General features: G+C 67.7%; 22 protein-coding genes and 2 tRNA genes. 8 read left to right on the top strand and 16 right to left on the bottom strand.

Going from position 1 to position 19,652, the window contains the following annotated elements:
• Positions 1 to 18 precede the first annotated feature (18 nt).
• The 4 genes from OC373_RS02835 (at position 19) to OC373_RS02820 (ending at position 1,786) form a co-directional block, all read left to right on the top strand.
• Positions 19 to 396, top strand: a complete 378-nt coding sequence (locus OC373_RS02835; protein WP_070425530.1) for a hypothetical protein — start codon at positions 19 to 21, stop codon at positions 394 to 396.
• Positions 397 to 410: 14 nt separating this feature from the next.
• Positions 411 to 815 (top strand): hypothetical protein, encoded by a 405-nt coding sequence (locus OC373_RS02830; protein WP_156785680.1) that lies wholly within the window; start codon positions 411 to 413, stop codon positions 813 to 815.
• Positions 816 to 876: 61 nt separating this feature from the next.
• On the top strand, positions 877 to 1,398 hold the full coding sequence (locus OC373_RS02825; RefSeq protein WP_156785679.1) for a hypothetical protein: 522 nt from the start codon (positions 877 to 879) through the stop codon (positions 1,396 to 1,398).
• Between the two features lie 67 nt (positions 1,399 to 1,465).
• Positions 1,466 to 1,786, top strand: a complete 321-nt coding sequence (locus OC373_RS02820) for a hypothetical protein (protein WP_261997005.1) — start codon at positions 1,466 to 1,468, stop codon at positions 1,784 to 1,786.
• Between the two features lie 30 nt (positions 1,787 to 1,816).
• Here the strand turns inward: OC373_RS02820 and OC373_RS02815 are convergent.
• The 5 genes from OC373_RS02815 to OC373_RS02795 form a co-directional block, all read right to left on the bottom strand.
• Positions 1,817 to 1,893 (bottom strand) — tRNA-Pro (locus OC373_RS02815).
• A gap of 139 nt (positions 1,894 to 2,032) precedes the next feature.
• Positions 2,033 to 2,109 (bottom strand) — tRNA-Pro (locus OC373_RS02810).
• Positions 2,110 to 2,157: 48 nt separating this feature from the next.
• Positions 2,158 to 2,271: a cytochrome bd-I oxidase subunit CydX gene (gene cydX / locus OC373_RS02805; RefSeq protein WP_019182852.1), complete on the bottom strand. Its 114-nt coding sequence runs from the start codon at positions 2,269 to 2,271 to the stop codon at positions 2,158 to 2,160.
• 30 nt (positions 2,272 to 2,301) lie between these two features.
• Positions 2,302 to 3,456, bottom strand: a complete 1,155-nt coding sequence (cydB, locus tag OC373_RS02800) for a cytochrome d ubiquinol oxidase subunit II (protein ID WP_261997004.1) — start codon at positions 3,454 to 3,456, stop codon at positions 2,302 to 2,304.
• Positions 3,457 to 3,471: 15 nt separating this feature from the next.
• A complete protein-coding gene (locus OC373_RS02795) occupies positions 3,472 to 5,061 on the bottom strand; it encodes a cytochrome ubiquinol oxidase subunit I (RefSeq protein ID WP_261997003.1) in 1,590 nt (529 codons plus the stop codon).
• A gap of 226 nt (positions 5,062 to 5,287) precedes the next feature.
• On the opposite strand from OC373_RS02795, the gene cydD reads away from it, so the two are divergent.
• The gene (cydD, locus tag OC373_RS02790; protein WP_261997002.1) at positions 5,288 to 7,018 is read left to right on the top strand and encodes a thiol reductant ABC exporter subunit CydD; all 1,731 of its coding nucleotides are present in this window, start codon (positions 5,288 to 5,290) and stop codon (positions 7,016 to 7,018) included.
• Positions 7,015 to 8,688: a thiol reductant ABC exporter subunit CydC gene (gene cydC / locus OC373_RS02785; protein WP_261997001.1), complete on the top strand. Its 1,674-nt coding sequence runs from the start codon at positions 7,015 to 7,017 to the stop codon at positions 8,686 to 8,688. Before cydD ends, cydC begins: the two co-directional genes overlap by 4 nt.
• 53 nt (positions 8,689 to 8,741) lie before the next feature.
• Here cydC and OC373_RS02780 read toward each other — a convergent pair whose 3' ends face one another.
• From OC373_RS02780 to ccmA, 11 genes are all read right to left on the bottom strand, one after another.
• Positions 8,742 to 9,356 carry a cold shock and DUF1294 domain-containing protein gene (locus tag OC373_RS02780; protein ID WP_261997000.1) on the bottom strand — a complete coding sequence of 205 codons (615 nt, stop codon included), beginning with the start codon at positions 9,354 to 9,356 and terminating at the stop codon, positions 8,742 to 8,744.
• Positions 9,357 to 9,364: 8 nt separating this feature from the next.
• Complete coding sequence (locus OC373_RS02775; RefSeq protein ID WP_070425523.1) at positions 9,365 to 10,477, bottom strand: homoserine O-acetyltransferase; 1,113 nt, start codon at positions 10,475 to 10,477, stop codon at positions 9,365 to 9,367.
• Positions 10,478 to 10,550: 73 nt separating this feature from the next.
• Positions 10,551 to 11,579, bottom strand: coding sequence for a tetratricopeptide repeat protein (locus tag OC373_RS02770; RefSeq protein ID WP_261997330.1), 1,029 nt, complete (start codon positions 11,577 to 11,579; stop codon positions 10,551 to 10,553).
• Entirely contained in the window at positions 11,573 to 11,959 is a 387-nt protein-coding gene (locus tag OC373_RS02765) for a cytochrome c-type biogenesis protein (protein ID WP_261997329.1), read from the bottom strand. The genes OC373_RS02770 and OC373_RS02765 overlap by 7 nt, the downstream gene beginning before the upstream one ends.
• Positions 11,960 to 12,023: 64 nt before the next feature.
• The gene (locus tag OC373_RS02760) at positions 12,024 to 12,635 is read right to left on the bottom strand and encodes a DsbE family thiol:disulfide interchange protein (protein ID WP_070425522.1); all 612 of its coding nucleotides are present in this window, start codon (positions 12,633 to 12,635) and stop codon (positions 12,024 to 12,026) included.
• Between the two features lie 9 nt (positions 12,636 to 12,644).
• Positions 12,645 to 14,558, bottom strand: a complete 1,914-nt coding sequence (locus OC373_RS02755; RefSeq protein ID WP_070425521.1) for a heme lyase CcmF/NrfE family subunit — start codon at positions 14,556 to 14,558, stop codon at positions 12,645 to 12,647.
• Positions 14,559 to 15,020: a cytochrome c maturation protein CcmE gene (ccmE, locus tag OC373_RS02750; protein WP_019182864.1), complete on the bottom strand. Its 462-nt coding sequence runs from the start codon at positions 15,018 to 15,020 to the stop codon at positions 14,559 to 14,561.
• The gene (gene ccmD, locus OC373_RS02745) at positions 15,017 to 15,202 is read right to left on the bottom strand and encodes a heme exporter protein CcmD (protein WP_019182865.1); all 186 of its coding nucleotides are present in this window, start codon (positions 15,200 to 15,202) and stop codon (positions 15,017 to 15,019) included. The genes ccmE and ccmD overlap by 4 nt, the downstream gene beginning before the upstream one ends.
• On the bottom strand, positions 15,199 to 15,963 hold the full coding sequence (ccmC, locus tag OC373_RS02740; RefSeq protein ID WP_019182866.1) for a heme ABC transporter permease CcmC: 765 nt from the start codon (positions 15,961 to 15,963) through the stop codon (positions 15,199 to 15,201). The genes ccmD and ccmC overlap by 4 nt, the downstream gene beginning before the upstream one ends.
• Before the next feature lie 123 nt (positions 15,964 to 16,086).
• The gene (gene ccmB, locus OC373_RS02735; RefSeq protein WP_019182867.1) at positions 16,087 to 16,782 is read right to left on the bottom strand and encodes a heme exporter protein CcmB; all 696 of its coding nucleotides are present in this window, start codon (positions 16,780 to 16,782) and stop codon (positions 16,087 to 16,089) included.
• A complete protein-coding gene (gene ccmA / locus OC373_RS02730; RefSeq protein WP_070425518.1) occupies positions 16,779 to 17,408 on the bottom strand; it encodes a heme ABC exporter ATP-binding protein CcmA in 630 nt (209 codons plus the stop codon). Before ccmA ends, ccmB begins: the two co-directional genes overlap by 4 nt.
• Before the next feature lie 102 nt (positions 17,409 to 17,510).
• Here ccmA and OC373_RS02725 point away from each other — a divergent pair, with 102 nt between their 5' ends.
• A complete protein-coding gene (locus OC373_RS02725) occupies positions 17,511 to 18,659 on the top strand; it encodes a pyridoxal phosphate-dependent aminotransferase (RefSeq protein ID WP_261996999.1) in 1,149 nt (382 codons plus the stop codon).
• Positions 18,660 to 18,676: 17 nt separating this feature from the next.
• Positions 18,677 to 19,483 (top strand): amidohydrolase, encoded by an 807-nt coding sequence (locus OC373_RS02720; RefSeq protein ID WP_070427427.1) that lies wholly within the window; start codon positions 18,677 to 18,679, stop codon positions 19,481 to 19,483.
• Positions 19,484 to 19,652 lie beyond the last annotated feature (169 nt).

Below are 19,652 nucleotides of genomic sequence, written 5' to 3'. Positions count from 1 at the left end.
GATTCTCAGGAGGTGGTAATGAAAGGCAAGCATGTTTTTCGCGTCGTGTTCGGGGTGTGCCTGGCCACGGGTCTGACCGCCTGTGGTATCGGCGGCATGTGGATGAATGGCAATCCCAATGCGACCTCGCACCTGGTTCCGCCGGGCCATGACTGGAGCAAGCCGGGCGCCGGCGCCTCGGCGCGTGACACGGACTGGCAGGCCTGCGGTGGCCAGCGCAGTGGGAACATCTCGCCAGACCGGCAAGGTGCTACGGGCAAGGAAACGGCGGATCTTTCCCGTGACAAGCTCTATGCGGCACAACGCTGCATGCTGGGCAAAGGCTACCGTTACACCGGCACCTGCGAAGGTGACATCCCGAGCCGCTATCCGGCCTGCCAGTCCTCGCCGCGTTGAACGCGATGAGGCCGATGAGAATCGCTGCTGCGGCGCTGGCCGTGGCGCTTCTCTCCGGTTGCATGATCGGCAACGGTCATATCTGTGGCCCGCAGACACCGATGGTCTACTGCAACAAAGCGGCGTATCAGCGGTTGGCCAACCCGCCCTCCTTGATGGAGAACTGGCAGCACCCGTCGAGAGCACCTCAAGCGCGTCAGCTCGACTGGGTGTCCTGCGGCGGCACGGAAAAGGGGAGCTACGCCGTGGTCTCAGGCACTACAGGTACCGAAACGGCGGCGCGCTCCGGTGAGAAATTCGACCAGATTCAACGCTGCATGATGGGTAAGGAGTATCACTACACCGGTACCTGCCAGGGAGAGATTCCCAGCAGGTTCCCCGCGTGCCAGCGCGCGGACGATGCGTTGCCGGCGCGCTGAGCCGCACGGGCGTCCGTGATGTCGATGCAATGATCACCACCCTGCTTGGGAGCCAGAGAACATGCCGTCACCCTTTCTTCCACTGCCTGGAACGTATGCCCGCGTTGCGCTGTATCTGGGCCTTCTCGGCATCGCGGGCGCAGCGTTCGCCGACCCGGCGGAGGTACCTCAATCGCCGCAGTCAGTGCCATCAGAGCAATGTGCGGCGTTCTACATCGATGTTCCCTCGGCGGGCAACCGCGTGGCCAACCTGATGATGGGATCGGTGGTGGGCAAGGCCGCTTGGATGGATCAACTGAAGGCCCTCATGGCCCGCGGCGCCGAACCACCGATGACCCGCCTGGTTGTCGCCGGTGAGAGCGAAGATGTCACGCGCAAGGCAGTGCAGTCGGCACTTGATACCTTCAAACAGCAGCGCCTTTCGCACCTGACCCTGACAGTCGTAGGCAAGTCGCCGAAGATGCAGGGGCTGCAGAGTGCGGCCGAGCAGTCGGGCATCACGTTCCGCGCGGTGCCGCCCGAACCCTCGGCCGCGTCACCCGCATCGCGGGCGGAAGCGTATCTGCGGGGTGTGTGTGATTGAGCGGCACCCACGCGGCGTCGCTGCCCTGTGCCTGGCCTTCAGCCTCAGCGCCTGCGGCATGGGCGGCATGTGGATGAATGGCGATCCATCGGTCGGCCGCGCCCTCGTGCCGCCACGGGACACCTGGGAGAAGGTTGGGAATGACGGCGCGACCCGCAATGCCGATTGGCTGGGGTGCGGCGGCGCCGCCAATGGCGGTTACCACGTCTCCACGCCGGAGGGTTCGAACGCGGCGGCGATCCAGCAGGCCCTGGGCCGCACGTTCGATGACCTGCAGCGCTGCATGCTCGGGCAAGGCTACCGCTACACCGGCAGCTGCGAAGGGGAAATCCGCAGCCGCTACCCGGCGTGCCAATCGCCAGACACAAAAAAACCCGGAGGACGGTGATGTCTTCCAGGCTTGATTGTGACCATCAGATGGTCGGGGAGACAGGATTCGAACCTGCGACCTCTACGTCCCGAACGTAGCGCTCTACCAGACTGAGCTACACCCCGTAAGGAGCCGCCTATTGTATCGATCCCGCCGGTCGGCGGCAAGGGGGGATCGCGTTTTTCGCCTTCGGTGCCGTGTTGCCACGGCCCTTGATAAAGAAGCCTGGAAACGTGTTCCCAGGCTTCAATACGACCACCGGAGTGGTCGGGGAGACAGGATTCGAACCTGCGACCTCTACGTCCCGAACGTAGCGCTCTACCAGACTGAGCTACACCCCGAAGGAGCCGACAAGGATACGGTGTGAAGACCCGATCGGCAACCTTTTTTTAGCCTTCTTCGTGATCCGTACGGCTCTGCTCGCGGGCTTCGAACCACATGCCGTTGAGAATGGCCACGACCGAAGCCAGCCCTGCACCCAGAATCCAAGCGAAGTACCACATGGTGAGTCTCCTATGGCGCCGTGGGGCGCGTCAGTAAGCGTTGGGGTTGTCGCCCATCTCTTCGGCCGTGGTCTTGCCCTTCATCACGCGGTAGACCCAGGAGGTGTAGGCGATGATGATCGGCAGGAAGATGGCCGTGGCGATCAGCATGATCCCCAGGGTCAGGTGGCTGGAGGAGCTGTCCCAGACGGTCAGGCTGGAGCCCGGCTGGCTGGAGGAGGGCAGCAGGAACGGGAAGATCGCAAAGCCGACGGTCAGGATGATGCCGGCGATGGACGCACCCGAGGCCAGGAAGGCCAGGCCACCACGGCGGGCCCGCAGCAGCACCGCGCTGGCCAGCGCACCCACCAGCCCGAGGATCGGGGCCAGCAGGGTCAGCGGCATGGTCTGGTAGTTGCGCAGCCAGCCACCGGCCACTGCACCGGCGGCAGCGGTCTTGAGCAGCGGGTTGGTCGGGCCATCGGTGACCACCTGTGAGGTGATCTGGTAGCCCGGCAGGCCGAAGGCCACCCAGACGCCGGCCAGGGCGAACAGCACGAAGGTCAACACCGCCGCGACGCTGCCATAGCGGGCCGAGCGCTCGGCCACCGGGCCGTCGGTCTTGAGCACCAGCATCGCGGCACCGTGCGAGACCACCATCGCCACGCTGACCAGGCCGGCCACCAGGGCGAACGGGTTGAGCAGGCCGATCAGGGTACCGGTGTAGAAGATGCGCATGCTGTCATCGAAGTGGAACGGCACGCCGACCAGCACGTTGCCCACCGCCACGCCGGCGATCAGTGCCGGCAGCAGGCCGCCGACGAACAGCGCACGGTCCCAGTTCTCACGCCAGCGCTTGCCGGGCATCTTGCTGCGGTACTTGAAGGCGACCGGGCGCAGGATCAGCCCGAACAGCATCAGGAACACGGCCAGGTAGAAGCCGGAGAAGCTGACCGCGTACAGCGGCGGCCAGGCGGCGAAGATCGCACCGCCTCCGAGCACCAGCCACACCTGGTTGCCTTCCCACACCGGGCCGACGGTGTTGATCACCAAGCGGCGTTCGTCATCGGTCCTGGCCACGAACGGCAGCAACGTGCCGACGCCGAGGTCGAAACCGTCCATTACCGCCCAAGCGATCAGCAGGATGCCGAGCAGCAGCCACCAGATCACGCGGAGCGTGGTGTAATCGAGTCCAATGAATTCCATCTGGGTTCTCCTGCCTTACGCCCGACCGTGGGTCGGCGCAGCGGCATTGGGGGAAAGGGACGTGGCTGCAGCCTGCAGCGACGGCAGGATGTCGTCCGGGCCCTTGCGGATCGCCTTGAGCATCAGCTTCACTTCGATGATCAGCAGCACCGTGTACAGCCCGGTGAACACCGCCAGCGTGGTCAGGATTTCATGCAGAGCCAGGCCCGAAGCGGCGTAGAAGGTCGGCAGCACGCCGTCCACCGCCCACGGCTGGCGGCCGTACTCGGCCACGAACCAACCGCATTCGATCGCGATCCACGGTGCCGGCAGCGACCACAGGGCAAGCTTGAGGAACCAGCGCTTGTCCTGGAAGTTGTGGCGGCACGAGTAGTAGAAGGCCAGGGCGAAGAAGGCGATCAGGTAGAAGCCCAGCCCGGCCATGATGCGGAAGGTCCAGAACAGCGGTGCGACCCGTGGCACGGTGTCCATCGCGGCCTTGGAGATTTCTTCCGGAGTGGCGTTGAGGATGTCCTCGCGATAGCGCTTGAGCAGCAGGCCGTGGCCCAGATCCTGCCAATGGCGGTCGAACATTTCGCGCGCTTCGACGTCGTTCTTGTCCTTGCGCACGCGTTCCAGTGCACCGTAGGCCAGCTGGCCACCCCGCACGCGGTGCTCGGCACGTTCCACCAGTTCCAGGATGCCCGGGATCGGCTGGTTCAGCGAACGGGTCGCGATCAGGCCCATCAGGTACGGAATCTTGATCGCGTAATCGTTCTGCTGGGTGGCCTGGTTCGGAATGCCGAAGGCGGTGAAGTCAGCCGGCGCACGCTCGGTTTCCCACATCGCTTCGATCGCGGCCAGCTTCATCTTCTGGTGTTCGCTGGCGGCATAACCGCTTTCGTCACCCAGCACCACCACCGACAGCGAGGACAGCAGGCCGAAGGCGGCCGCCACCGCGAAGGAACGGCGTGCCATGTCCTTGTGCTTGTTGCGCAGCAGGAACAGGGCGCTGATCGACATCACGAACACCGCACCGGTCACGTAGCCGGCACTGACCGTATGCACGAACTTCGCCTGCGCCACCGGGTTGAACAGCACGGCGGCGAAATCCACCACCTCCATGCGCATCGTTTCCGGGTTGAAGATCGCGCCGGTCGGGTTCTGCATCCAGCCGTTGGCGATCAGGATCCACACCGCCGAAAGGTTGGTGCCCAGGGCCATCAGCCAGGTCACGGTGAGGTGCTTGACCGGGGTCAGACGCTTCCAGCCGAAGAAGAACAGACCGATGAAGGTCGCTTCCAGGAAGAACGCCATCAGGCCTTCGATCGCCAGCGGTGCGCCGAAGATGTCACCCACGTAGTGGCTGTAATACGACCAGTTCATGCCGAACTGGAATTCCATCACGATGCCGGTGGCGACGCCGATGGCGAAGTTGATGCCGAACAGCGTGCCCCAGAACAGCGTCATCTGCCGCCAGACCTGTTTGCGGGTCATGACGTAGACGCTCTCCATGATGGCCACCATGAAGGACAGGCCAAGCGTGAGGGGAACGAAAAGGAAGTGGTACATCGCGGTCAGAGCGAATTGCAGCCGCGACAGTTCTACGACTGTCTGATCAATCATGGCCTGGCTACCTCGTTGGGTTTTGCCGTTTCAGGTGGCGGGAAGGGGGGTCTACGGGGTGAATTCTGTGACCAGCAACTTCAAACAGCCTTGATTCAGATCAATGTACAAACAGACCGGCGCAGGGATCGTATGCATCCCACCCCTGCGACCGCTGGCCGCACGGGGGCGGGGCCAGCACCTACTACAATCGACGGAACCTCCCTGTGGCCGCCAGTGACTTGTTTTGAGCATACCCCCCGACGCGTCCATTGTTGAGACAACCGCCCTGCGCCGCCGTCGCCTGCAGTGGCTGGGTGGGCTGGCCGCGGCCGCGCGCGGCAAGCAGCGCCTGGCAGCGATCTGCATCTGCGTGTCCGGCGCCCTGCTGATCGGGCAGGCGGCCGCCATTGCGTGGCTGATCCAGGCCGTGCTCGTCGATCACCGCCCGTTGGCCGAGGCCACCCCGGTCCTGCTGGGGCTGCTGGCGGTGCTGGGCATCCGCACCCTGCTGGGCAGCGTGACCCAGGCCGCCGCCGGGGACGTCGCCGATGCCGCGCGCCTGGCCCTGCGTGAACGGGTCTACCAGCGGCTGCTCGGCCGCGGTCCGCTGTGGCTGCGCCAGCAGCGCACCGGTGAGCTCGGCGAGCTGATGCTGGCCCATGCCGATGCGATTGAGAATTATTACTCGGGGTACCAGCCGGTCCGCATCGAAGTGGTGGTAGTGCCGCTGCTGATCGCGATCGCCGTGGCCTGGACCGATTGGGTGATCGCCCTGATCCTGCTGTTCACCGCGCCGCTGGTGCCGTTCTTCATGATGCTGGTCGGATGGGGCGCGGAAGCTGCCGGCCGGGCGCAGTTGGGTGAACTGGCGCGGATGAGCGGCCACTTCGCCGATCGCATCAAAGGGCTTGGCCTGCTTCGCCTATACGGGCGAGGCGAGGCCGAGCTGGACGGTGTGGCCACCGCGGCCGAAGGCGTGCGCGAGCGCACCTTGAAAGTGCTGCGGATCGCCTTCCTCTCTTCGACGGTGCTGGAGTTCTTCGCCTCGGTGAGCGTCGCGATGGTCGCGCTTTACCTTGGCCTGAGCTACCTGGGCCTGATGTCGCTGCATGCGCAGGTGCCGACCCTGGGCGTGGGCATGTTCTGCCTGCTGCTGGCACCGGAGTTCTACGCGCCGCTGCGGCGATTGGCCGCGCACTATCACGACCGCGCCAATGCGCTCGCCGCCGCGGCGGAAGTGGCGCGCCTGCTTGGCGAGCTGCCTGCCGCAGCCGTTGTCGATGACGCACCGCCCGCCACCGCGCGCGCGCCGGAGCTGTTGGAACAGCACGCGCCCCCGGTGGTCGTACGCGACGTGAGCCTGCGCCCGCTCGGTGCGCACCACGATGTGGTGCAGCACCTTTCGTTCCAGATCGAACCGGGGCAACGCGTGGCGCTGGTCGGGCCCAGTGGCAGCGGCAAGAGCACGCTGCTGGAAGCGCTGGCCGGGTGGCTGCCACCGCGCGAGGGCAGCATCGTGCTGCGCCCCGGGCTGGAAGTGGGCTATGCCGGTCAGCGCCCGTATCTGTTCCACGGCACCATCGCCGACAACCTGCGCCTGGCCGCGCCGGGGGCGACCGACGCGCATCTGCACGCGGTGGCCGAGGCGGCGCAGGTGATGCGCTTCGCCGCCGCATTGCCGCTGGGGCTGGACACGGTGATCGGTGAACGCGGCTTCGGCTTGTCCGGCGGCGAAGCGCGCCGGATCGGATTGGCGCGGCTGTTGCTGCGCGATCCACACCTGCTGCTGCTTGACGAGCCGACCGCCTTCCTCGATCCGGAGACCGAAGCCGATCTGCTGCGCACCCTGGCTGCCTTCGCGCGTGGGCGCAGCGTGGTGATCGCCACCCACAGCGAAACCGCCATGCGGTGGGCCGACACCCGCCTGACATTGACCGCCGGCGGTGCACGCCTGGCCTCGGAGGTGTCGCCATGAAGGCTATCCGGATCGATTCGCTGAAGGGGGTGTTCTCCCGGCACCGCGGCCGGCTGCTGCTGACCGTGCTGCTGCTGTGGACCACGATGCTGGCCGGTACCGCGTTGCTCGGGCTGTCCGGCGGGTTCCTGACCGCCGCCGCCTTGGCCGGGGCCGCCGGGCTCGGCAATGGCTTCAACTTCTTCTCGCCCTCGGCGGGCATCCGCGGGCTGACCATGGCGCGGATCGTGTCGCGCTACTTCGAAAAGCTGGTGGGCCACGATGTCACCTTGCGCATCGCCCGCGACCTGCGCGTGTGGTTCTTCCGTCGCGCGCTGCCGCTGGCGCCGGCCCGCCTGGCGGGGGTGCGCACCGGTGAACTGCTGGCGCGGCTGATGTCCGATATCGGCGAGGTCGACGGCCTGCTGGTGCGCGCGATCGGCCCGCTGCTGGCGCTCGGTGGCATCTCGCTGGTCGCGGTGGTCTCGGCCGGCATCATCTATCCGCCGGCGGCCGGCCTGCTGGCGCTGCTCGCAGTGCTGATCGGCGTCGGCGTACCGTGGTTGACCGTGCGGGGCGCCGCGGACCAGGAGCGTGACCGCGCGCTGCACCGCGCGCAGCTGCGCACGCAATCGTTCGAAGGCCTGGAAGGCGCGGCCGACCTCGCCGCGCTGCAGGCGCGCGAGCATTGGAACCAGCGCGTTCTGGTGGCGTCCAAGCAGCTGAAGTCACGTGACAAGCGCCGTCGCTGGCGCCTGATCAGCGGCAACGCGCTGCATGGCCTGTGCGGCGCAGGGGGTCTGGTGGCGATGCTGTGGCTGGCCCTGCAGGCTTTCGAGCGCGGCAGTGTGGATGCCGCGTTGGCGGCCGCACTGGTGTTCCTCACCGTCGCACTGCTGGAGCTGTGGGCCGGCATCGGTCTGGCCTGGCAATCGTGGTTGTCCGGCCGCGTCGCCGCGGTGCGGCTGGAGGCCATCGTGGATCAGGCGCCGGGCGTGGTCGAGGCGCGGGCGCCGGTGGCCGTGCCCGCGGTGCCGGCCACGCTGCGGTTTGATCAGGTGGTGTTCCGCTGGCCCGGCCAGGCGAGGGTGCTGCTGGACCAGGTGCAGCTGCAGCTCGCGCCCGGCGAACGGATCGCGATCCGCGGTGACAGCGGTAGTGGCAAGACCACGCTGTCCTCGTTGTTGCTGCGGCTATGGGATCCCGAGGCGGGCAGCGTGCGTTACGGCGATGCCGATATCCGCGGATTCGCGCAGGCCGAGTGGCACCGCCAGATCGCCTGGCTGCCGCAGAATGCGCCGGTGTTCGCCGGCACGGTGGCGGACAACCTGCGGCTGGGCGATGCAGCGGCCAGCGACGCGCGCCTGTGGCAGGTGTTGGCAGAGGTAAGACTGCAGACGTGGGCCGAACAGATCGGCGGGCTCTCGGCCTGGGTGGGCGAGAACGGCGCGACCATGTCGGCCGGGCAGGCGCGGCGCCTGGCGCTGGCACGTGCGCTGCTGCGCGACGCGCCGATCCTGCTGCTGGACGAACCGACCGAAGGCCTGGACGTGGATACCGCGCATGCGTTGTTGCACGACATGGTCGCGGCGCTGGGCAACCGCAGTCTGTTGATGATCACCCACGACGAACTGCCGGACGGCATCGTGCATCGCAGTTATCGTTTGCGGGATGGGCGGTTGGAAGGGTAGCGGCGAAGGCGATCTGCACACAGCGTGGAACGTCATCCACGCTTGAGGTGGATCTACCCGAGGAACCTGCCGTCGCGGATCAGCCATCCCAAGCCTGCGACGTTGATCACCACCGCTACCCAGAACACCCGCTGGAAGGACGCTTTGCGGTTCTTGTGCCGCAGCATGGCCTGCGCCATCAATGCCCCCGGCCAGCCGCCCAGGAGGGCCAGGCCCTGCAGCGTGCTTTCCGGTGTGCGCTGGCGATCATTCTGGGCGGCGGATTTGTCATGCCAGTACCACGCAAACGTGACCACGCTCAGGACAAGGTAGATGCCCGGCACCCACATCGGCCAGTGCTTCCACAGCGCCACAGCAATGAGGCCGGCGAGGAACACCAGCGCAATGGCGGTACGCGGCAATCGATCCGGCCCCGCACCCCGCACCGCAGCGCGTGCAGCAGGGCGGCGACCATCGCGGCCCAGCGCAAACCGTACCGCCACCGCATTGCGGCGTCCCTGCGCATCATTCTCCACGTCATAGGTGATCACATCGCCCAACACCGGGCGTCGATCACGTGCGGCGAATGCGCGGATATGCACGAAGCACCGCTCGCCACCGCCATTGGGCTGCACGAAGCCGAAGCCACGCGCATCGTTCCACTCGCTGATCTTTCCTTGAAGGCGCATGGTCCAACTCAGAGTGAGGACAGGAACCCGCTGACCGCCGGCCCGAACCGTGCGAAGTCCACCAGGAACGCATCGTGGCCCTGCGGCGAATCCAGCCCGATGAACTGTGCGTCGGCACCGCCGGCGCGCAGGCCATCGGCGATCTGCTGTTGCTGCTGTACCGGAAACAGGATGTCGGTGTTGGCGCCGATCGCCAGCGCCTTGTCCACCTGGATCTTCGCCAGCCCGGCCATCACGTCGCCGTCGGCGTATTCGGCCAGGTCGAACCAGTCCATCGAGCGGCTCAGGTACAGATAGCAGTTGGGATCGAAGAAGCGCACGAAACGGCGTGCGTGTCCCTCCAGATAGCTTTCGACCTGGAACTCCAGGCCGAACGGATCGTCATCGGCCTGATCCGAATCCAGGCGCACGCGGCCGAAGCGGCCGTCCCATTCCAGGGCGGACCGGTACGTGATCACGCCGAGCTTGCGCGCCATGCGCATGCCTGATTCCGGATAGGCCTGATCCGTATAACGACCGCCATTCCACTGCGGATCGAGCCGGATCGCTTCGCGCTGCAGCGAGCGGATCGCGATCGAGAACGGCAGCGCCTGGGCACTGCCGGAAATGTTGATATGGCTGCGTGCGATGCCCGGGTGCAGCAACAGCAGCGCCAGCGCGGTCATCCCGCCCATCGAGTTGCCGATCACGCAGGCCAGTTCGGTCACGCCCAATGCGCGCACCACCTCCACCGCCGCACGCGCGCCATCTTCGATCGACAGCTCGGGAAAACGCAGGCCATACAGCTCACCGGTGGCCGGGTCGATGCTGGCCGGGCCGGTCGATCCCTTGCAGCTGCCCAGCGAGTTCACGCAGATCACGAACCAGCGATCCGTATCGATCGGCTTGCCCGGGCCGACCATCGCCTCCCACCAGCCGGCGGCCGGGTTGTCGGCGTTGGCTGCGGCATGCGCATCGGGGGAGAGCCCGGTGACGATCAACACCGCATTGCCGGCGTCCGCGTCGAGCGTGCCCCAGGTTTCGTAAGCCACGTGGGCATCGCGCAGCTCACCGCCGCGCTTGAACGCGAACGGCGAGGGCAGGGCGTGGTAGCGGGTGCCGGGGGGAATGAATTCAGTCATGCGCGCATTTTAGCCGGGCGCCGCGATGGCGCCGTGGTGGTGGGCGGCACGCTGCGTCGCGGCCGCGCACCGATCAAGGGCGATCAAACACCAGTGGCACCGGCCCGGCATGCGGCAGGCGTACCCGTACCGGGGCGGTTTCCACATCGTCCGGCTGGCGGTTGGCCTGGCCCGAACGCGACAGCCGCGCCAAGACCTCCACCTCCTGCACCTGCGACAGCGTGCTGGTCGGCATCGGGCTGTCGCCATCGCCGAGCGTGACCAGCAACGGCAACCGGCTGGCCGGGTGTTTCTGCACGGCGATCGGCATCGGCGGGCCGTCCGGCGCGCGCGCGATCACGAACACCGTGGCGTTGGCCAGCGCCGGATCCGGAGCGGTTTCCGACGCGAACCGCACCTGTACCGCGAGCGCGTGGTTCCCGGCCGCCGCAGTGGCCGCCGCAGGGGCCGGCGTCTCCGGCAGGGGCGGGAGACCGGCATTGCCGCGCGCGATGGCGATCTGCTCGCGCAGCGCGCGCGCCGCGCCCGGCTCCAGCCGTGGCAGCAGCGCTTCCCAGGCGTTCGCGGCCTCGGCGTCCTGCCCGCGCTGGCGCAGGGCGATGCCGATCAGCCAGCCAGCGCGTTCGCTCTCCGGCGCGAGCGCGTTGGCGTGGCGCAGCCATTGCAGGGCCTGGTCATCGAATTGTTTGCCCGGCGCTGCCTGGGCCCGTGCCTGGGCCGCTTCGACCAGCACGCCAGGGTCGTCCGGCGCGAGCCGCACGGCCCGGTCGAACGCCGCCGTGGCCTCGTCCAGCTTGCCCAGCGCCAGCTGCGAGCGGCCGAGCAGTGCCCAGCCATCGGCGCGTTGCGGATCTTTCGCCAGCGCCTGTTCCAACGCCTGGACGCCATCCTCCAGCGTAGCGGGCTCGGCGTTGGCCGCGGTCCGCTCGACGGCATCCGGCGTGCCGACCAGCAGGTACAGCGCGCCGCCGGCCAGCCCAAGGGCCAGCATCGCGATCACGAAGGGGCCGCGTTGGCCGCCTGCACGCAGCGGCCGCAACACGAGTGCAGCGACGGCAGCGGCGACGACCGCAGCGCTCAGGGCCATCCAGAGACTCACCAGCGCTCCTCGCTCTTGTCCATCGGTTCGATCCCACGGCTGCGACGGCGCACCACCCAGATCAATACGCCGGCACCGATCAGCAATGCCGCCGGCGGGCCGAACCAGAGCAGCGCATTGCGGGCCTCCATCGGCGGCCGGTACAGCACGAACTCGCCATAGCGGTCGACCAGGAACTGCTTGATCTGTGCATCGCTGTTGCCCTGCTGCATCAGCACCAGCACTTCCCGGCGCAGGTCGTGCGCGATCTGCGCATTGGAATCGGCCAGCGACTGGTTCTGGCACTGCACGCAGCGCAGCTCGGCAGCCAGCGCATGGAAACGGGCTTCCTCGGCGGCATCGCGGTACTGCAACGGGGTCGGGTCGGAGACGGCCTGCGCCATCACCGGCAACGCCACGGCCAGCGTCAGCGCGATCAGCACGACACTGGCCAGCCGGACAAGGCGGTTACGGCGAAGCGGGCAGCTGCGGCTGGGCATCGGCATGGGCACGCTCCACCTTTTCCAGTTCCGGGATCAGCTGGGTATCGATCACGCGCTGGCTGAGCGCGCCGCTGTACTTCCAGCGCACCACGCCGCTGGCGTCGACCAGGAAGGTCTCGGGCGCGGCGGTGACGCCCCAGTCGATCGCAGTGCGGCCTTCGATGTCGCTCAGCACCAGCACGAACGGATTGCCCAGCTGTTCCAGCCAGCGCAGCGCATCGGCCGGCTCGTCTTTCCAGTTGTAGCCGATCACGCGCACGCGCTTGGTTTCGGCAAATCGGGTCAGGATCGGATGTTCGTCACGGCAGGCCGCGCACCAGCTGCCCCAGACATTGAGCACATACGGGGCGCCGCGCAGCTCGGTGCTGCTGACCTTGATCTGTGGATCGTGCAACACCGGCAGTTCGAAGGCCGGGGCCGGCTTGCCGATCAGCGCCGAGGGCAGCACGTCGCGGTCCGGTGCGCCGGATTTCATCACCCCGTAGATCATCAGCCCCAGCAGCCCGAAGAAGAACAGCACCCCGATGACGATGGCCACGGGCGGCAGCGGACGGGAGGCGGGGCGGGGATCGGACACGGGAAACTCCTAGGGACGACGGAAACGACGATCGGCAGCGGTGACGAAACCACCCAGCGCCATCAGCAGCGCGCCCAGCCAGATCCAGCGGACGAACGGTTTGATGTGCACGCGCACGGCCCATGCATTGTTGCCCAGCGACTCGCCGAGTGCCACGTAAACATCGCCGTTGAGACGGGCGTGGATGCCGGCCTCGGTCATCACCTGCCCGCCACTGGCGTACAGGCGTTTTTCCGGATGCAGCAGGGCCAGCTGGCGGTCATGCTGGAACACGCGCAGGTGGCCGCGATCGGCCACGTAGTTTGGTCCCTGCTGGTGGTCCACGCCTTCAAAACGCACCTCGTACGTGCCCACCACGAGCGACTGGCCCGGGGCCAGCGCGACTTCGCGCTGCACGTTCAAGGCCTCCACCAGCAGCGCGCCGGCCAGGAACACGGCCACGCCACCGTGGGCAAGCAGCATGCCGACCATTTCGGCGGTGAACTTCCCGTTGCCGCGCAGGCGGGTCCAGACGAAGCGCCCGGTACCCAACGCCACCCAGGCCGCACCGGTCACGCCGGCGGCGGTCTTCAACGCGCCCTGCGGCGCCATGAAGTAGGCGACCACGCCGAGCAGCACGGCCAGCCCGGCCCACGGGGCCAGCATCGCCAACCGGCGCGAGGCCTGGTCGCGCTGCCAGTTGACCAGCGGCCCGAACGGCAGCAGCGCCACCAGCGGCGCCATCAACACCACGAACAGCGTGCCGAAGTAGGGCGGCCCCACCGACACCTTGCCCAGACCCAGGGCATCGGCCAGCAACGGGTACAGCGTGCCGAGCAGGACCATGCCGCAGGCCGCGGCGAGCAGCAGGTTGTTGGCCAGCAGCAGGGTCTCGCGCGAGGTCGGCAGGAAGCCGCGGCGCGGGTCGTCACTGGTCAGCGCACCGGCACGCAGTGCGTACAGCAGCAGCGCGCCGCCGATCACCAGCGCCAGGAAGATCAGGATGAAGGTGCCGCGCGAGGGATCGGCGGCGAACGAGTGCACGCTGGTCAGCACGCCCGAGCGCACCAGGAAGGTGCCGAGCAGCGACAGTGCGAAGGCAGCGATCGCCAGCAGCAGCGTCCAGCTGGCGAAACTGCCGCGCTTTTCAGTGACGGCCTGCGAGTGGATCAGCGCCGCACCGGCCAGCCAGGGCATGAAGCTGGCGTTCTCGACCGGATCCCAGAACCACCAGCCGCCCCAGCCCAGTTCGTAATACGCCCACCAGCTGCCAAGTGCGATGCCGATGGTCAGGAAGCCCCAGGCCACGTTGGTCCACGGCCGCGTCCAGCGCAGCCAGCGCGCGTCCACGCGGCCTTCCAGCAGTGCGGCGATCGCGAATGCGAACGGCACCGAGAAACCCACGTAGCCGATGTACAGCATCGGCGGGTGGATGATCAGCCCGGGATCCTGCAGCAGCGGGTTGAGGTCACGTCCTTCCAGCGGCGCCGGAATGAGCCGCGCGAACGGATTGGACGTGAAGATCAGGAACGCGAGGAAGCCGATGCTGATGATGCCGAGCACCCCGAGCACGCGCGCGCAGACCTCGGCCGGCAGCCGCTTGGACCACAGCGCAACTGCGCCGCACCACAGCGCCAGCACCAGCGCCCACAGCAGCAGCGAGCCTTCATGCGCGCCCCAGACCGCCGAGTAACGGTAGGCCAGCGGCAGCAGCGAGTTGGAATTCTCGGCCACATAGCGCACCGAGAAATCCTGGGTGACGAAGGCTGCTGTCAGCACGCCGAACGCGCCCAGCAGCAGCGCCAGCTGGGCGTACGCCGCCGGTCGCGCCACCGCCATCCACGTGGCGCGGCCACGATGGGCGCCCCACAACGGCAGCACGGTCTGCAGCACGGCCATCAACAGCGCGGTGACCAGCAGGATCTGCCCCAGTTCCGGCAGCACTCAGTACGTCTCCGGTGCCGGCACGGGCACATCGTGCTTGGTGTGCGCCTGGCCCATTTTGTCGGCCACTTCCTTGGGCATGTAGGTTTCGTCGTGCTTGGCCAGCACTTCTTCGGCGACGAAGCGGCCGTCCTGCAGGCGCCCGGTGGCGACCACGGCGGTGCCCTCGGCGAACAGGTCCGGCAGGATCCGCGAGGTGACCACCGGCAGGGTGGCATCGCCATCGGTCACCACGAAGTGCGCATCCAGCGAGCCGGGCGCGCGCTGCAGCGAGCCTTTGACCACCATGCCGCCCAGGCGGAACCGGGCATGGTCGCCGGCATCACCGCGCAGTACTTCGGAGGGTGTGTAGAGGTAGGCGATATTGCGTTGCAGGGCCATCGCCACCAGCGCGGTCGCCAGACCGGAGGCCAGCACCAGCAGCATCACCCAGAGCAGGCGGCGACGCCGGACCGGATTCATCGGGTCAGCTCCGGCGCGAGCGGCGGTGCGCTGCCGGCGGCCGTGCGGGCCTGCTGGCGCTGCTGGCGGCGCGCGGCCAGGCGGCGCGCCCAGCGCAGGCGCAGCCAGGAACCGATGGCATCGCTGCCCAGTACCAGTACGAACACCGCATAGGCGGCGATCACATAGGGCAGGTGGGTCATGGGCGGGTGTCCTCCAGCGGTGCACGGGTGCCGGCGGTGACCCAGGCCTTGCCGGCCTCGCGCAGCAGGTTGTCGGCGCGGGCCTTGGCCAGCAGCGAGCCGGCGAACCACAGCTTGGTGCCGATCACCATCAGCCACAGTGGCAGCGCCATGCTGGCATCCAGCGTGGACTCGCCGAACAGGCGGATGGTCTGGCCCTGGTGCAGGCTGCCCCACCATTCCACGGAATAGCGGATCACCGGCAGCAGGCTCACCCCGACGATGGACAGCAGGCCCGCCGCGCGCGCGGCGCTGCGACGGTCCTCGATGGCGTGGTAGAGGCCGATCACGCCCAGGTACAGGAACAGCAGGATCAGCTCGGTGGTCATGCGCGGGTCCCAGTCCCACCAGGTGCCCCAGGTCGGCTTGCCCCAGATGCTGCCGGTCAGCAGGGTGATCAGGGTGAAGCCGGCGCCGAGCGGGGCGCAGGCCATCGCCAGTACCTCGCAGGTCTTGATCCGCCAGATCAGCGCGATCGCCGCGTACAGCGCCATCAGCGCGAACACGAACAGGCTCATCCACGCGCTGGGGACGTGGATGTAAAGAATGCGGAAACTGTCCAGCTGCTTGGAATCGGCCGGCACGACGGCCAGCGCCTGCCAGATACCGACCAGCAGCACCGGTACCGCCGCCAGGTAGAACACCCGCGACCAGCGCGCGGCAAAGCGGTCGAAGGTGGGCGGGGAACCGAGTTGGTGGAACCAGCGGACGATCGGGTGCATGCGGCAGTGGCTATCCAACGAAAGGCGGCGATGAAACGGACGTGGAGTGGCTCGGCAACGGATGACGCGGAGGCAGGTGACGCTCACAACACAGCACACGCCACCGACAGTACGCCATACCGCTCAACTCAGCGAGATGCGGATCGCCGCGGCTGTCGCCAGCGGGGCCAGCACCAGCGCCACCACCAGCCCGGCGCCCAGCATCAGCAGGGCGCCGATCGGGTCCTGGCCGCGGGCGACCGCGGCCACGCTGCCCGCGCCGAACACCAGCACCGGCACATACAGCGGCAGGGCCAGCAGCGCCACGAGAATACCAGAGCGCCGGATGCCGACCGTCAGCGCGGCGACCACCCCGCCGATCAGGCTCAACAACGGCGTTCCCAGCAGCAACGATGCCAGCAACATCGGCAGCTGGTCATGCGGCAGATGCAGCATTTCCGCCAGCAGCGGCGACATCACGATCAACGGCAGGGCGGTGGTGACCCAGTGCACCAGCACCCGCACCAGGACCAGCCAGGCCAGCGGAACCGGGGCCAGCAGCCATTGCTCCAGCGAGCCATCTTCGGCATCGCTGCGGAACAGCGAGTCCAGCGCCAGCTGGCCGGCCAGCAGCACCGCCAGCCACATCACCGCGGCGGCTACGCGCGCCATCGCCTCTGGGTCGCGGCCCAGCGCCAGTGCGAACAGCACCACCACCAGCAGTGCGAACAGCAAGGGCTGCAGCGCATCGCCGCGGCGCCGCCAGAGCAGGCGCATGTCGCGGGCAATCAGGGCCCGTGCGGTCTGCCACAGACCCGGTTCGGTGCCTGGCGCGATCATGCCGCCGCTCCCAGGGTCAGCAGGCGCGTGCGCACCGGCGGGGCCGCGTAGGCGCCGTGGGTGGTGACCAGGGCGGCGCCGCCACTGCGCAGGTGCGCGGAAATCATGCGGTTCACCAGGTTGATGCCGTCCAGGTCGAGATTGGCGTAGGGCTCATCGAGCAGCCACAGCGGCGCGGGCGAGAGCCAGATGCGGGCCAGCGCCAGGCGGCGCTTCTGCCCGGCCGAGAGCTGTCGCACCAGGGTGTCTTCATAGCCGGCCAGGCCGACGATCGCCAGCGCGTTGCCGGGCATCTGGCGGGCGCGGCGGCCGTGCAGTCCGCACAGGAAATGCAGGTTCTCCAGCGTGTCCAGGTCCGGCTTGAGTGCGGGCAGGTGGCTGAGGTAGGCCACATAGTGGGCGCGCTCCTTGTGCCCGGCGCGCTTGCCATCGATCTCCACCTGGCCGCTGCCGGCGCGCAGCAGCCCGGCCAGCACCCGCAGCAGGGTGGTCTTGCCGGCACCGTTGTCGCCCTGCACCAGCAGGGCTTCCCCGGCATCCACGTGCAGGTCCAGCGGGCCGAAGACGGGTTCGTCGTTGCGACTGAAGCCAAGGCCATGCGCGGCCAGCAACGGAGGGGCGTTCAAGGGGCGGGATCTTTGCACCGGAATGGGCCGCCATTGTATCGGGGGAACGGGTCGGATGATTTGCGTACACTGGGAGTTCCCCCGGTTCTTTCCCTGCTGCCGATGCAACCGCAAACCAAGCTGCCCAAGGTGGGCACCACCATCTTCACCGTGATGTCCCAGCTCGCTGCCGGACACGGCGCGGTCAACCTTGGTCAGGGCTTTCCGGATTTCTCCGCACCGCAGCGGCTGATCGATGAAACCATCGCCGCGATGCAGGGCGGGCTCAACCAGTACCCGCCGATGACCGGCGTGGCGCCGCTGCGCCAGGCCATCGCGCAGAAGTCGCTGGATCTGTACGGCGCGCAGGTTGATCCGGACACCGAGATCACCGTCACCAGCGGCGCCACCGAGGCGATCTTCAATGCCATCCACGCCGTGGTCCGCCCGGGCGAGGAAGTGATCGTGCTCGACCCGGCCTACGACTGCTACGAACCGGCGATCGACCTGGCCGGTGCGCGCGCCGTGCACGTACCGCTGGACCCGCAGACCTTCGCGGTGGACTGGGACCGCGTGCGTGCGGCGATCAGCCCGCGCACCCGCCTACTGATGGTCAACACCCCGCACAACCCGTCCGGCGCGATGCTGACGGCCGATGACATGCAGGCCCTGGCCGATGTGCTGCGCGGCACCGACATCTACCTGATCTCCGATGAGGTGTACGAGCACATCATCTACGACGGTCGCCGCCACGAATCCTCGCTGCGTCATCCGGAACTGCGCGAGCGCGCGTTCGTGATTTCCAGCTTCGGCAAGACCTACCACTGCACCGGCTGGAAGATCGGCTATGCGATCGCGCCGCCGGCGATGACCGCCGAATTCCGCAAGGTGCATCAGTACAACACCTTCACCAGTTTCGGGCCGGCGCAGTACGGCTTCGCCGCGATGATCCGCGACGAGCCGCAGCATCATCTGGAACTGGGCGCGTTCTACCAGGCCAAGCGCGACCGCTTCCGCGAGCAGCTGGCCGGTACCCGGCTCAAGGCGCTGCCGGTACCGGGCGGTTATTTCCAGCTGGTGGACTATTCGGCGATCAGCGATCTGCCCGACCACGAATTCGTGAAGTGGCTGACGATCGAGAAGGGCGTGGCGGCGATCCCGCTGTCGCCGTTCTATGAGACCGCGCCCGCCGGCCAGCGCCTGGTTCGCCTGTGCTTTGCCAAGAACGACGCCACGATGGACGCGGCGATCGAACGCCTGCGGGCACTGTGATGGGCACCGTGGCCGAACTGCAGGATCTGCGTATTTCCCTGGTCCAAGGCGACACCCGCTGGCACGATCCGGCCGGCAACCGTGCCTACTACGGTGCGCTGCTGGCACCGCTGGCCGGGCAGACCGACCTGGTGATCCTGCCGGAAACCTTCACCAGTGGCTTCTCGAACGACGCCATCGACAAGGCCGAAGGCATGGACGGCCCGACCGTGGCGTGGATCCGCGAGCAGGCCGTGCGGCTGGGCGCGGCGGTGACCGGCAGCGTGCAGCTGCGGGTAGGCGAGGGCGTCTACAACCGTCTGCTGTGGGCCACGCCGGATGGCGAGCTGCAGTACTACGACAAGCGCCATCTGTTCCGTTACGGCGGCGAGCATGAGCGCTATGCCGCCGGCAGGCAGCGCCTGAGCGTGGAGTGGAAGGGCTGGCGGATCAATCCGCAGGTCTGCTATGACCTGCGTTTCCCGGTGTTCTGCCGCAACCGTTACAACGTGGAGCGCGCCGACCAGCTGGATTTCGATCTGCAGATTTTCGTGGCCAATTGGCCCTCGGCACGCGCCTACGCCTGGAAGACGCTGCTGCGCGCGCGCGCGATCGAGAACCTCTGCTACGTGGCGGCGGTCAACCGGATCGGCGTGGACGGCAACGAGCTGCATTACGCCGGCGACAGTGCCGTGATCGATTTCCTGGGCCAGCCACAGGTGGAAGTGCGCGAACGCGAGCAGGTGGTCACCACCGCCATCTCGGCAGCGGCCCTGGCCGCGCACCGCGCGCGCTTCCCGGCGATGCTTGATGCGGACAGCTTCAGCCTTCAGGAACGCAGCTGAAACGGTAGTGCCGGCCGCTGGCCGGCTCTGCACGTTGCAGGCGGTGCGCATCGCCGGCCAGCGACCGGTTCTCATGGGCATTGCAGGATTGCCTGGAGCCGGCCAGCGGCCGGCACTACCGGGGCCGCTCGGGCTGAACAGACGCCGGATGCGGGCGGTGTGCATCATC

Origin of the sequence: Stenotrophomonas sp. Ste96, assembly GCF_024519495.1 — a bacterium.
Taxonomy (GTDB): Bacteria; Pseudomonadota; Gammaproteobacteria; order Xanthomonadales; family Xanthomonadaceae; genus Stenotrophomonas; species Stenotrophomonas bentonitica_A.
Note: the sequence above shows the minus strand (reverse complement) of the source record. Positions and strands in the feature narration are given on the sequence as shown.

Excerpts from the sequence above, each read along its gene's own strand:
- OC373_RS02835 (WP_070425530.1), top strand. The coding sequence starts at position 19 with ATGAAAGGCAAGCATGTTTTTCGCGTCGTGTTCGGGGTGTGCCTGGCC.
- OC373_RS02830 (WP_156785680.1), top strand. The coding sequence starts at position 411 with ATGAGAATCGCTGCTGCGGCGCTGGCCGTGGCGCTTCTCTCCGGTTGC.
- OC373_RS02825 (WP_156785679.1), top strand. The coding sequence starts at position 877 with ATGCCGTCACCCTTTCTTCCACTGCCTGGAACGTATGCCCGCGTTGCG.
- OC373_RS02820 (WP_261997005.1), top strand. The coding sequence starts at position 1,466 with ATGTGGATGAATGGCGATCCATCGGTCGGCCGCGCCCTCGTGCCGCCA.
- cydX (WP_019182852.1), bottom strand. The coding sequence starts at position 2,271 with ATGTGGTACTTCGCTTGGATTCTGGGTGCAGGGCTGGCTTCGGTCGTG.
- cydB (WP_261997004.1), bottom strand. The coding sequence starts at position 3,456 with ATGGAATTCATTGGACTCGATTACACCACGCTCCGCGTGATCTGGTGG.
- OC373_RS02795 (WP_261997003.1), bottom strand. The coding sequence starts at position 5,061 with ATGATTGATCAGACAGTCGTAGAACTGTCGCGGCTGCAATTCGCTCTG.
- cydC (WP_261997001.1), top strand. The coding sequence starts at position 7,015 with ATGAAGGCTATCCGGATCGATTCGCTGAAGGGGGTGTTCTCCCGGCAC.
- OC373_RS02780 (WP_261997000.1), bottom strand. The coding sequence starts at position 9,356 with ATGCGCCTTCAAGGAAAGATCAGCGAGTGGAACGATGCGCGTGGCTTC.
- OC373_RS02775 (WP_070425523.1), bottom strand. The coding sequence starts at position 10,477 with ATGACTGAATTCATTCCCCCCGGCACCCGCTACCACGCCCTGCCCTCG.
- OC373_RS02765 (WP_261997329.1), bottom strand. The coding sequence starts at position 11,959 with ATGGCGCAGGCCGTCTCCGACCCGACCCCGTTGCAGTACCGCGATGCC.
- ccmE (WP_019182864.1), bottom strand. The coding sequence starts at position 15,020 with ATGAATCCGGTCCGGCGTCGCCGCCTGCTCTGGGTGATGCTGCTGGTG.
- ccmD (WP_019182865.1), bottom strand. The coding sequence starts at position 15,202 with ATGACCCACCTGCCCTATGTGATCGCCGCCTATGCGGTGTTCGTACTG.
- ccmC (WP_019182866.1), bottom strand. The coding sequence starts at position 15,963 with ATGCACCCGATCGTCCGCTGGTTCCACCAACTCGGTTCCCCGCCCACC.
- ccmB (WP_019182867.1), bottom strand. The coding sequence starts at position 16,782 with ATGATCGCGCCAGGCACCGAACCGGGTCTGTGGCAGACCGCACGGGCC.
- OC373_RS02725 (WP_261996999.1), top strand. The coding sequence starts at position 17,511 with ATGCAACCGCAAACCAAGCTGCCCAAGGTGGGCACCACCATCTTCACC.